This is a genomic window from Bacteroidales bacterium (genome assembly GCA_022647615.1).
Taxonomy (GTDB): domain Bacteria; phylum Bacteroidota; class Bacteroidia; order Bacteroidales; family UBA932; genus Egerieousia.
This window is the reverse complement of record JALCKZ010000001.1, coordinates 736,836-749,947: the sequence shown is the minus strand read 5'-3', so window position 1 is coordinate 749,947 and position 13,112 is coordinate 736,836. Positions and strand designations below refer to the sequence as shown.

General features: G+C 40.0%; 9 protein-coding genes. 7 read left to right on the top strand and 2 right to left on the bottom strand.

Going from position 1 to position 13,112, the window contains the following annotated elements:
- Positions 1-16 precede the first annotated feature (16 nt).
- Both LKM37_03200 and LKM37_03195 read left to right on the top strand, forming a co-directional pair.
- Positions 17-2,044, top strand: coding sequence for a polysaccharide biosynthesis protein (locus tag LKM37_03200; GenBank protein ID MCI1720016.1), 2,028 nt, complete (start codon positions 17-19; stop codon positions 2,042-2,044).
- A gap of 75 nt (positions 2,045-2,119) precedes the next feature.
- A complete protein-coding gene (locus LKM37_03195; GenBank protein MCI1720015.1) occupies positions 2,120-3,319 on the top strand; it encodes a DegT/DnrJ/EryC1/StrS family aminotransferase in 1,200 nt (399 codons plus the stop codon).
- A gap of 22 nt (positions 3,320-3,341) precedes the next feature.
- Here the strand turns inward: LKM37_03195 and LKM37_03190 are convergent, their stop codons facing one another.
- Entirely contained in the window at positions 3,342-4,307 is a 966-nt protein-coding gene (locus tag LKM37_03190) for a Gfo/Idh/MocA family oxidoreductase (protein MCI1720014.1), read from the bottom strand.
- A gap of 236 nt (positions 4,308-4,543) precedes the next feature.
- On the opposite strand from LKM37_03190, the gene LKM37_03185 reads away from it, so the two are divergent.
- The 5 genes from LKM37_03185 to ispE all read left to right on the top strand — a co-directional run bounded on the left by LKM37_03185 (position 4,544) and on the right by ispE (position 12,483).
- Entirely contained in the window at positions 4,544-5,311 is a 768-nt protein-coding gene (locus LKM37_03185; protein MCI1720013.1) for a polysaccharide biosynthesis/export family protein, read from the top strand.
- A gap of 24 nt (positions 5,312-5,335) precedes the next feature.
- The gene (locus LKM37_03180; GenBank protein MCI1720012.1) at positions 5,336-7,825 is read left to right on the top strand and encodes a polysaccharide biosynthesis tyrosine autokinase; all 2,490 of its coding nucleotides are present in this window, start codon (positions 5,336-5,338) and stop codon (positions 7,823-7,825) included.
- Between the two features lie 69 nt (positions 7,826-7,894).
- Positions 7,895-8,827 carry a hypothetical protein gene (locus tag LKM37_03175; GenBank protein MCI1720011.1) on the top strand — a complete coding sequence of 311 codons (933 nt, stop codon included), beginning with the start codon at positions 7,895-7,897 and terminating at the stop codon, positions 8,825-8,827.
- 206 nt (positions 8,828-9,033) lie between these two features.
- Positions 9,034-11,556 (top strand): adenosylcobalamin-dependent ribonucleoside-diphosphate reductase, encoded by a 2,523-nt coding sequence (locus LKM37_03170; protein ID MCI1720010.1) that lies wholly within the window; start codon positions 9,034-9,036, stop codon positions 11,554-11,556.
- A gap of 57 nt (positions 11,557-11,613) precedes the next feature.
- Positions 11,614-12,483, top strand: coding sequence for a 4-(cytidine 5'-diphospho)-2-C-methyl-D-erythritol kinase (ispE, locus tag LKM37_03165; GenBank protein MCI1720009.1), 870 nt, complete (start codon positions 11,614-11,616; stop codon positions 12,481-12,483).
- Here ispE and LKM37_03160 read toward each other — a convergent pair.
- Positions 12,468-13,013 (bottom strand): glutathione peroxidase, encoded by a 546-nt coding sequence (locus tag LKM37_03160; GenBank protein ID MCI1720008.1) that lies wholly within the window; start codon positions 13,011-13,013, stop codon positions 12,468-12,470. The genes ispE and LKM37_03160 overlap by 16 nt on opposite strands.
- Between the last annotated feature and the right edge of the window lie 99 nt (positions 13,014-13,112).

The window sequence follows — 13,112 nt, the reverse complement described above, 5'->3', positions numbered from 1 at the left end:
AATTGGGGGTAAAAGAATGTATAATTATCAAGGTCCTGTAAAACGTTTTTCACTTAGGCATTTGTCTCAAATTGTAGTTAATTCAAAATTTGTTAACAGATGGTTTGTATTTGCATTTGATGTCCTTGCTTCAACTTTTGCGACTACAATTACATACATAATCATTGGATTCTTTATTAACTCACCTGCTCCCGTCTCTTCATACATTCACATAGTTTGCGCCTCACTTGTATCAAGTGCCGCAGCATTCTTAATTTTTGGAACATACAGGGGCATCTTAAGATATACCAGCTCCCAGGAAATTTGGAAACTTTCTGTCGCCGTATTCAGCAAATGCGTTATTCTTTTTGGATTGTTTGCAATTCTGGACGGAAGAATTGGTTTTACAATTGGCACAGCAAAAATTCTAATTGTAGAATTTCTAGATATAGTTGCAACAATGTCCATCTTGGTATTTACAAGAGTCGTGCTTGTTTACATTTATAACCTTAGTCTGAGCCAGCTGAACAGGAACAAAATTAATGTCTTGATTTATGATGATGGAGATAAGAGTGTTTTTGTTGCTAACTACTTGGCTAATACTCATTTATCAAAATACAATGTTGCCGGTTTTGTGAAAATGACGGACACTGTTGCAAAGCATGTTCTGAGCGGTATCAAAGTTTACTCCGTTCTTAATATGAATTTTCTATCTCACATAATAGAGAAACATGATATTAAGGCTATTGTGTTCCCAACGCAAATATCTGCCGCAACAGAAAAAGACCGTATTGTAGATTTTGCAACAAAGCATGATATTAAAGTTTTACTGTTCCCTCCTATTGATGAAATTAATAACGGATCCAACTTCAGAGCTTCCCTTAAAGAGATAAACGTGGAGGACTTGCTTGGGAGAGATGAGATAGAAATCAACATGGATAAAATAAAGGAATTCCTTGATGGCAAGCGTGTTATGGTCACAGGAGCTGCAGGCAGCATTGGAAGCGAATTGTGCCGCTTAATAAGCGGATATAATATCAAAAAACTTATTATGCTAGATAGTGCTGAAACTCCAATGCACAATCTTATGCTTGAATTCAATGACATTATCAAACGCCACAACGCAGAGATGGAGAATGATAGTGATAACCCTGCGTCATTGCTAAATGATTACGAAGACCGTTTTTCATTTATAATCGGAGATGTACGAAACAGGGTCAGAATAGAGAAAGTTTTTGATAAAGAACGCCCACAGATAATCTTCCATGCTGCTGCATACAAGCATGTTCCAATGATGGAAATGAATCCTTGCGAGGCCATTGGCGTTAACGTCAGAGGTACCATGATAGTAGCGGACAACGCCGTAAAATATGGCGCGGAAAAGATGATAATGATTTCTACTGATAAAGCAGTAAACCCAACTAATGTAATGGGCGCCAGCAAGAGAATTGCAGAAATTTATGTTCAGTCTTTAAGCAGGGCCATTATGAGCGGAGAGGTAAAGGGCTCAACAAAGTTTATTACCACAAGATTTGGAAACGTGTTGGGTTCCAACGGTTCTGTTATTCCTCACTTTAAGGATGAGATTGCCAACGGAGGTCCCGTCACGGTTACACATAAAGATATTGTAAGGTATTTCATGTCCATTCCGGAGGCATGCCGTCTGGTACTTGAGGCTGCAACCATGGGAGAAGGATATGAGATATTTGTATTTGATATGGGCAAGCCTGTTAAGATTGCCGATCTCGCAAAGAACATGATTCGCCTTGCCGGGTATGAACCTGATGTAGATATAAAGATAGAATATACGGGTTTGCGTCCTGGAGAAAAATTATACGAGGAGCTTCTTAACACAAAGGAGAATACTATTCCTACATCTCATAAAAAAATATTCAAGGCCAAAGTGCGTGAGTTCCCTTATGACGTAGTAGTCAAGAATTTGGATGAACTGCGCTTGTTTGCAAAGAACATGGAGGTTGTGGAAACTGTTAGAAAGATGAAAGAGATTGTTCCCGAATACAAGAGCCGCAATTCTGTCTTTGAACAGCTAGATAAGGCAATCTAGCTTACGCAAGAAAGCAATCTAAATTTTATTTGAGTATTTTTGTCTGACGCTTGCTAATCATGCGGCATATATCGTATGTCAGATAAAATGAAAATGGTTGACCTTTTTGGCCAATATGGCAAAATCAAAAAGGAAATAAATTCAGGAATACAAAATGTCATTGACACCTCTGCTTTTATTCATGGGCCGGAGGTTTCTCAGTTTGAAAATAATCTTGCACAATACCTTAATGCCAAGCATGTTATAAGCTGCGCCAATGGAACTGACGCATTGCAAATTGCATTGATGGCTTTGGATTTGAAACGCGGAGATGAAGTTATTGTCCCCGCATTTACTTATGTATCAACTGCGGAGGTAATTGGTCTGCTTGGACTTGTCCCTGTTATGGTGGACGTTTGCCATGATACTTTTAATATCGCGACAGATAATGTTTCATTAGAAAATATTGAGAAGGCTCTGACAAAAAAAACAAAGGCCATTGTGCCTGTTCATCTTTTTGGGCAGAGCTGTGATATGAAGCCGCTGATGGAATTTGCAAAGGCTAACAAACTATTTGTTATAGAGGATAATGCGCAGGCTTTGGGGGCAAAGTATTTTCCGCGCGGCAAGGGAGGGAAGAACAGAAAAAAACCTGTCGGGAGCTTTACGGGAACAATTGGAGACATTGGCTGTACCTCTTTTTTCCCGACAAAAAATCTAGGCTGTTTTGGAGACGGCGGAGCGCTAATCACAAATAATAATGCGCTGGCGGAAAGAATAAGAATGATTGCAAACCACGGTCAAGTTGTAAAATATCACCATAAAATTATTGGATGCAATTCCAGGCTGGATACTTTGCAAGCTGCTGTGCTGGATGTAAAATTAAAATATCTAAATGCCTATTTATCAGCACGCTATAACGCAGCGCAATACTATACGTCAAATCTGAAGTCATTAGATCCGGGCGGAGATTTTTTTGAAACCCCTTATGAAATGGGTAACTCAACACATACTTACCACCAGTATACGTTAAAGGTAAAAAACATTGGAGGCAAGAACAGCACTCGCGATGCGCTAAGACAATTCCTTGCAAATAAGGGAGTTCCGTCAATGATATATTATCCTCTTCCGCTGCAGGAACAAGAGGCGTTTAAAAATATTGCAAGAATTGGAACGCCATTGGATGAGTCTAAAAAACTCGCATATTCCGTTCTCTCTTTGCCAATGCACACGGAACTTACTCACAAAGAGCAGGATAAAGTAATCAGAGCTATAAAAGAATTTTATTCGCTTTAAGATTTTCTTCTTAAAAATCTTATTACCAGCCAAAAGGATGTTTGGTTAGAGGCAACTTTGCAAGTGGATGATAATCTCCTTTAAGTCCTATAGGTTCTGCATGACGAATATCATAAACAGTTTGTATGCAGTTCTTTGCCTCACCTATTCTAAATCCGTTGCCGCCAAGAATATTTTCATAACTCTTTGTATGCAGCTCCGTGAAGCCTTTGCTGAATTCAAATTCATTTCCATCTATGGTAACGCTCCTGTATGTTCTCTTCTCTCCTTGCACTGCATTTGCCGGAAGAGTATCTGCGTTAATGCTTAAGAAATAGCGTACTCTCGCTCTCTTAAGTTGAAGAAAACCTGCTACCCTATCGTGAGTCTTAATATGCACAACACTCTGCTGCACAGGACCGAATACCCATTGCAACATATCATAAAGATGTATCCCAATGTTAGTGGCAAGACCTCCGCTTTTAGCCTCATCTCCCTTCCAGCTTGCATAATACCATAATCCTCTGGATGTTATGTAAGTAAGGTCTACGTCATAAATTTTGTCTTTCGGACCCTCTTCTATCTTTTTCTTTAGCGCAACAATGGAATCATGCAGCCTCAGCTGAAGAATTGTATAAGCCTTATGGCCGGTCTCCTGCTCCAACCTCTCCAAATCCTCTAGATTCCAAGGGTTCAGGACAACAGGCTTTTCACAAATCACATCCATATCATGCTCCAGCCCATAACGGATAAAAGAGTCATGCGTATAATTCGGGGTGCAGATAGAGAGAAACTGTATGCGGTCTTTTGTATTTCTTAACTTTGAGATATGACGCTCAAATAATTCCTGTTCAGTAAAAAAAGAGGCCTGCGGAAAAGAACTATCCAGGCGGCCGACGCTGTCAAATTTATCGTAAGCTACTACTAGATTATTTCCGGTATCGTGAATTGCCGTTAAATGACGCGGAGCAATGTAGCCGGCAACTCCAATGAGTGCAAAATTTTTCATAAATATTTTTGATATATAAAGGGTATTTTTGTTATCCGTTCAAAGATAATGTTTTTTGGGCATTTGGCGTCTCCGTTTTTTACCCCAAATGTTTTCAAAATCTGATAATTTTGCTACTTTTGCAAGTTAGTGAAAACACAGCGTTCAGCTGTTTGATTAAACAGATAAAAATTCAACTAATGGCATATAAAACAAAATCTATGGCGTTAACGCCTGGAGCAATCAGACTAGCGTCAATGGCGGTAATAGCGTGCGGACTTTTGGTTACAGGATGCAAATCCGCCAAGGAAGTTGTTTACCTGCAAGACGCAAATAAAGTTGCTACTGAACAGATTGCAAATTATCAAGATGTAAAAATCAAAACCGATGATTTGCTTTCAATTATCGTCAGCAGTCAAAACCCGGAGTTATCCGCAATGTTCAACTTGCAGGAAAACCAATACCAGGTAGGTGGCACAGGAACCACTATGGGACAGAGTAAAACTTTGGGTTATCTTGTTGATAAAGACGGAGATATTGATTTCCCTGTTCTTGGCAGGCTTAGGGTTTCCGGTTTAACAAGAGCTGAACTATCCACTATGATTAAAGAGAAACTGGACAAAGAGGGGCTTTTAAAGGATGCTGTTGTTACAATTCAGTTCCAAAATTTTAAAATTTCTGTAATTGGTGAAGTTAACAATCCCGGAAGGTTTTCCATTGAAACAGACAGAGTATCAGTCCTTGACGCTATTGCAATGGCAGGTGATATGACCATTTACGGCAGAAGAGATAGCGTTATGATTATGAGAGAAAATAACGGAGTAAGGGAAGTCATGTTTACCAACCTGCTTAAAAGAGAGGCTCTTGCGGCCCCAAGTTTTTACCTGCAGCAGAATGATGTTGTCTATATAAAACCAAACCAGATAAAGGCGCAGCAGAGCAGGATTAACCAAAACAACAATGTTGGAGTTTGGTTGTCTGCTACCTCATTGCTGGCATCTGTGTTGACGCTCATTTTTAAATAGTAATAAACATAACTGTTTTAAACAATGGAAATAGAAGAGCAGAAACAATATACATCGCAAGAAGAAAACGTAAATCAGATTACCCTGCGTGATATTCTGAATATTTTCTGGATAAACAGAATGTGGTTTATCCTCTCTATAATTGTCTGTCTTGCAATCGCTTGTCTTTATATTTTAAGAACGCCAAAGACATACTCAAGATCAGCGACAGTGCTAGTTAAAGAGCAAAAGAAGGGCGGTATGTCAGGGTCTTCAGCCGCAATGTTCCAAGATATAGGAATGTTCAATTTTAACAATGACGTTAATAATGAACTGATCGTTTTCCAGGCTACCAAGCTAATGCGTAATGTTGTAAATAAGTTAAATCTTACGGTTGATTATGTGGCCAAGTCCGGGCTTAAAAAATTAAACTTGTACACAGAGTCTCCGTTCCAAATTTATTTCTTGGATGCAGGGCCTGATATGTCTTTTTCTTTTGAGGCAAAAAAAATAAATGCCAGTACAATAAGAATTTCTGACTTTTACCAGAAGCCAGACAAAATGAACATTCTCCATGCCCCCGCAATGAATGTAAGAACTTATGATACTGTTAATTCCCCTGTCGGGAGAATAGTAGTCATTCCAACTGAAGAATTTGTTGACAAAAAAAGTTCTGGCAAATTGATATATGTCTACAAGAAAAATTTTGACAGAACAGTTATAGGATACCAACAAAAAGTATCTGTTTCACTTGCAAATAAACAAGCATCTATTTTATACTTAAGCATTAATGATGTTTCTATAAAGAGAGCAGAGGATGTTTTAAATGCTTTGATTGATGCCTACAATGAGGATGCTTTGGCTGATAAAAACAAAGTATCTCTTAACACATCCAATTTTATCAACGACAGATTAAGTGTGATTGACAAGGAGTTGGGGAATGTTGATTCAGATATAGCAAGTTTCAAGAGCAGCAATAAATTAACTGATGTTCAAACAGAAACCGGCGGATATGTACAAGAAGGAAATGAATATAAAAAGACCAGCCTGGGCATTGAAAACCAATTGAGCATGGCCAGATATATTCAAGATTATTTGGCTAATTCCAGAAATCGCAATGCGCTTATCCCTGCCAATGTTGGATTCGACCAAGCTCTTGAGCAACAGATATCTACTTACAATACTACAATGTTGCAGAGAGATAAGCTGATGGCAGGAAGCAGCATGAGCAACCCTCTTGTTGCAAATTTGACCGCACAGCTAGAACCGATGAGACGCAGCATTGTAAGTTCTGTTAATAATCTTGTAAGCTCTCTTACAATACAAGTCAGAAATGTAAGGAGCAGAGAGGCCGCAACAATAGGAAAAGTCGCCGCTATTCCAGAGCAGCAAAAATATTTGATTTCCGTTGAAAGACAACAGAAAATCAAGGAAGAGCTTTACTTGTATTTGCTGAACAAACGTGAAGAAAATGAACTTAATCTGGCAATGAGCGAGAGCAATATCAGGGTGATAGATAATGCTAAAGGTTCTATGATTCCTATTGCTCCAAAAACTAATATTATTCTGCTTATTGCATTAGTTCTTGGATTTGCAATTCCAGCAGGAATATTCTGGCTATTAGATACTTTGGATGTTTATGTCCGCAATAAAAAGGATGTGGAGGACGCAACGGACGCACCATTCCTTGGAGAGATTCCGCGCAAAGAAAATTTGGAAGACAGGTCTATTGTTGTACGTGCTGCCGGACGTGACTCCATCTCTGAGGCATTCAGAATAATCCGTACTAATATGGACTTTATGAATGCCGGGAAGACGGGCAAGCAGGTTATCATGTTTACATCTGCAAACCCAGGCAGCGGAAAAACATTTGTCTCAACTAACCTGGCAGTAAGCTTTGCACAAGCCGATAAGAAAATTATTTTGATAGATACAGATATCAGAAAAGGCACATTGGAGACAATGGTTAAAAAGTCTTCAACCAATATTACTAGTTCCGTTGGACTTACAAATTATTTAAGCGGCAAGATTGACGATGTCAGCAAAGTAATTACCAGGGGTGCGTTTAACAGCAAACTAGATGTTATATTTTCCGGCCCTATTCCGCCAAATCCTACGGAACTTCTTATGACGGACAAACTTGGAAAATTAGTTGAAGAACTTAAAAAGAGTTATGACTATATCTTCCTTGACAATGTCCCTGTTGGAGTTGTAGCTGATGCAAGTATTGTCAATAAGCTTTGTGATATTTCTATCTATATCATTCGCGCAGGTTCAATGGACCGCAGACAGTTGCCGGATGTCAACAAGCTATATAAGGAGGGAGCCCTTAAGGGTATGTGTATTATCCTTAATGCAACCGAGTACAAGAAGAATGGATATGGATACGGCTACGGTTACGGTTACGGATATGGTTACGGATATGGATATGGCTACGGGTACGGAGCTGAAACTGAGCAAAGCCACCATCATCGGAGCAGATTTCAAAAAGCCGTTGATACTATTTTAGGCAGGCACCACCACCACGCTCATTAGTGTGAAAATTTGTGGCACCGTTAATTTTTAACTATATTTGGGAAATATTTGTTCAAAATATAGTTAACTATGGGATTGTTTAATCATAAAATACAACATGGGAGCGCATTGCTGGGGGGTACTACGGACATTCACTGCCACATTCTACCTGGAGTTGATGACGGTTCTAATTCATTAGCTGAGAGCGCCGAAATATTAAGACTGGTGGGAGAAGCGGGTGTAAAAAGAGTCTACCTTACTCCGCACATGATGGGCAAGGAGGGGGCTGTCGTTGATCCTGAAAGTTACGGGAGCCACCATCACCACCATCGCGGAGAAGAAAATTCTTCTGCTCAAAACAGTCAGCTTGCCACATCCAAGCTTCCGGAAAATTCCAGCGGAAAAATTATTCCAAGCAGTGTAATAATTGAACAGGAGGAGGAAAATTACAAATTGTCCAACACCACAGGAAAATTTGCATCAGAACCTCTTGGCGGATTCTCTGAAGAACACATAAAAGAGAGATTTGAGAAATTCAAAAAATACTGCAAAGGAAATATTGATATCAGACTCGCCGCGGAGTACATGATGAATCCTGATTTTTCAAATAAAATTAAGGATCACAATCTTCTTGCATATTCTGACGGTAAGCATATCTTGGTAGAAACTTCATACTTTTTTCCGCCTGTTGAAATGGATGAGATTCTTTATAATCTTACACTAAACGGATATATTCCAATCATCGCCCATCCGGAGAGATATAATTACATGCAGAAAGAGGATTATAAATCCCTTAAGCAGAAAGGTTATGCCTTTCAGCTGAACTACCTCTCATTAACCGGCTATTACGGAGAAACTATTTACGACAAGGCTATTGATTTGCTAGACGCTGATTACTACAACTTTACGGGTAGCGACTTCCACCGTTCAAGTACTTTCATTCACCAAATCCAATACTTAAAGCTTAATAGAAAGCGCACTCTAAAATTGCAGCAGCTCTTTGCAAACAATGACACGTTGTAGTTAGCATTTTTGTCATTTATCGCGACAGATTTTAAATTATTTTTTTTCCAATCTTGTCTGCAGGGGATTTGCAGAGGTTGTTAATTTTTTTGTTCACAACATTTAGAAACCCTATTAAAAAACAATATTAAATCTGTTTAAATTGCAGTCAGATTTTCCGCGCATCAGGACATAAAGATGTGCGGTGTTTTTTTCACACATTAATTATGAAAACCTACACGTACAAAGAAGCTATTGATGAGAGTTTGCGTTATTTCAAAGGTGATGATTTGGCTGCAAATGTTTGGGTTAACAAATATGCCATGAAGGATTCTTTTGGCAATTTGTATGAATGCAGCCCTGACCAGATGCATCACAGAATTGCAAAAGAGTTTGCACGCATAGAGAAAAAATTCCCAAACCCCCTGACAGAAGAGGAGATTTATGAGCTTATTAAAGATTTCAAATACGTGATTCCCCAGGGCAGCCCGATGAGCGGCATAGGTAATCATTTTCAGATAGTTTCATTAAGCAACTGCTTTGTAATAGGGCATGATGAGCCGGCTGACAGCTACGGTGGAATTATGAAAATTGATGAGGAGCAGGTTCAGCTTATGAAAAGACGCGGCGGAGTTGGCCATGACTTGTCACACATCCGTCCTAAGGGTAGCGCCGTTCTTAACAGTGCGCTTACTTCTACAGGAGTTGTGCCTTTCATGGAGAGATATTCTAACTCTACAAGAGAGGTTGCGCAGGATGGGAGACGTGGAGCTCTTATGTTATCAATCTCTATAAAGCACCCGGATTCAGAGAGTTTCATTGATGCAAAACTAGAGGAGGGAAAAGTAACCGGAGCAAATGTTTCTGTTAAAATAGATGATGAATTTATGCGCGCTGCCATTGACGGCAAAACGTATAAACAACAATATCCCATTTATTCTTCCGCTCCAAAAGTTGTAAAAGAAATTAATGCATCTGCTCTTTGGAAGAAAATTATTCACAACGCATGGAAGAGCGCGGAACCGGGAGTCCTATTTTGGGATACTATCATAAGAGAGTCAGTTGCAGATTGTTATGCGGACCTGGGATATAGAACTGTTAGCACAAATCCTTGCGGAGAAATTCCGCTGTGTCCTTATGATTCTTGCCGCCTGATTGCAATGAACTTGTATTCTTATGTAGATGACCCATTTACAGAGAAGGCAAAATTTAACACTGCAAAATTTAAAGAGCATGTCGGAAAGGCAATGCGTCTAATGGATGATTTGCTGGAACTGGAAATAGAAAAAATTGACGGTATTCTTGCAAAAATAAGCAAGGACCCGGAGGCGATGGATATAAAGAGAACGGAGATAGAACTGTGGGAAAAAATTAAAGAGAAATCTAAAGGCGGACGTCGTACAGGTCTGGGAATTACTGCAGAAGGAGATATGCTTGCAGCACTTGGCTTGAGGTACGGCTCTGATGAAGCGACAAATTTTGCAGTAGAAGCGCAGAAAACTTTAGCAGTAGAAGCATACCGTTCTTCTGTAAATATGGCAACGGAAAGAGGAGCTTTCCCAATTTACGATTCTAAGAGGGAAGCCAACAATCCAATGATTCTCAGGATTAAAGCGGCAGACCCCGCTCTGTATAAAAAGATGGTATCCGTCGGGAGGAGAAATATATCAATGCTAACCATTGCCCCTACCGGAACGGTCAGCATTATGACGCAGACTACCAGCGGAATAGAGCCTGTGTTCAAACCATATTATATCAGGCGTAAAAAAGTTAATCCGTCTGATCAAAATGCGGTGATTACCTTCCGCGATGATATTGGAGATTGCTGGGAAGAGTATTATGTTTTCCATCCTAAATTTGTTTATTGGTGCAGTCTGCAAGGAATTGATATTGAAAAGATTAAAAAGATGAAGGCATCTGAGCTGGATGCGCTGGTTGCAAAATCTCCTTATCATCTTTCATCATCTAAAGATATCGACTGGGTTGCAAAAGTAAAGATGCAGGGAGCAATGCAGAAATGGGTTGACCACTCTATTTCCGTAACAGTGAATCTCCCGACAGAAATTACAGAACCAGTTGTAGCTGAGGTATATAAAGCAGCATGGGAAGCCGGCTGCAAGGGTGTAACGGTTTACAGGGAAGGCTCCAGAAATGACGTGCTTGTCTCTACAACCAAAGCTCCAAAAGAGGCGGCTATCAAACCAAAAGAGCGTCCAAAATCTTTGGAAGCAATTGTCATAAGATTCTTGAACGGACAAGAGCATTGGATTGCGCTTGTGGGACTTATGAACGGAGCGCCTTATGAAATCTTTACCGGACTTTTGGATGAGGATTCCCGTTCTATTCCAAAGAGCGTGGACAGAGGATTCATTGTAAAAGAGAAAGATCCAAAGACCGGAGCCAGTAGATATGACTTCCAATTTGTTGATAAATACGGATATACAAATGTTGTAGGTGGTATTTCCCACATGTTCAACAAAGAGTATTGGAACTACGCCAAGATGATAAGCGGAGTTCTTAGAAACGGAATGCCTATTGTAGACGTTATCAATTTGATTAATGGTCTGCAGCTGGATTCAGATAACATCAACAACTGGAAGAACGGAGTTGAGCGCGCTCTTAAGAAATTTATTCCGGACGGAACAAAGGATGAGAGCGGCAAGAAATGCAGCAAGTGCGGCAGTAACAATCTGGTTTACCAGGAGGGTTGCCTTGTTTGCCTGAACTGCGGCTATTCTAAGTGCGGTTAATAGCTGAATTCTAGCCTATTGCGGCTTGCAGCAGCATATTGCATAGTACGGATATTTATGATTTTATTCCCGACAGCTAAAATAAATATTGGGTTGTATGTTTACGGCGTAAGGCCGGATGGGTTCCACAATTTGGAAACCGTATTTTTTCCTGTCGGACCTTTCAACAGCAATTTGCAAAGTGATATTCTGGAAATTGTTCCCGCAGAAAATTCCTCAAATATGGCAAAAGCCAGAATTTTCCAGACAGGAATTACTTATCCGGGAGCACCGGAAGACAATCTCTGCGTGAGGGCATACAACCTTATGGAACAGGAATTTAAATTACCCGCTGTAAATATTCATTTGAGAAAACAAATTCCCGTTGGCGCCGGTCTTGGAGGAGGCAGCGCAGATGCGGCATGCACTCTTCTGGGATTAAATAAAATGTTTGCTCTTAATCTAAGCGATGAAAGACTTGCCGAATTTGCCGCAAAATTGGGCAGCGATTGCCCTTTCTTCATCTTCAATAAGCCGATGCTTGGCGAGGGACGCGGAGAGCTTTTAACGCCATTATTTTCAATTGAAAATGATAGCGTAAAAGAGAACGGCATCAGAGAGCTTGCAAATGGAAAATACAGAGTCAAAATAATCAAACCCGATTGCTCAATCTCAACGGGCCATGCCTACTCTTTAATAAAGCCAAGAACAGAAAAATCAGGCAATTCCACACAACAAGCTGGCATTGCACAACAATCTCTTGCAGAACTAGTTAAAGAACCTGTCGAGAACTGGAAAAATAAAGTCTCTAATGATTTTGAAGAGCCTGTCTTCAAAGAGCACCCGGAACTTGCAGCAATAAAGCAGCAGCTAATTGATGAGGGAGCGATATACGCCTCATTAAGCGGCAGCGGCTCCGCTATCTACGGAATCTACAAAAGCTCCTGAATCGCAGCCTCAACAACCTTTAAATCTGCGGTTGGCTCAAAACGCGCAATAACTTCTCCGTGTCTGGTAACCAGGAATTTGGTGAAGTTCCATTTGATTTCCGCATTGTTCATGTAATCAGGATCTATCCTTGCAAGCATCTTGTTCATGCGGCCGGACATTTTGTTCTCCTTGTCAAAACCTTTGAATCCCTGTTTCTCTTTCAGATATTTGTAAAGAGGGATTGCATACTCTCCATTTACCTCAATCTTAGAGAATTGTGGGAACCGGACATCATAATGCAAAGTGCAGAAGTTATGGATTTCTTCATCTGTTCCGGGAGCCTGACCTGCAAATTGATTGCAAGGAAAATCCAGAATTACAAGTCCCTGGTCCTTATACTTTGCATAAATTTTTTCCAGCTCTTCATACTGCGGGGTAAAACCGCATCCTGTTGCGGAGTTAATGATAAGAAGTACTTTCCCTTTGTACTGTTCCATGGAAACTTCCTTCCCCTGCTGGTCTTTTACCGTAAATTTATAAATGCTCATGTCATTCTCCTTTTTAGTTTGACTTTCAGTATTTTGCGCATTAATAAAGCAAAAGGAGAAAATCAAAAATGTTATTGTCAAAATATACTTTTTCATATC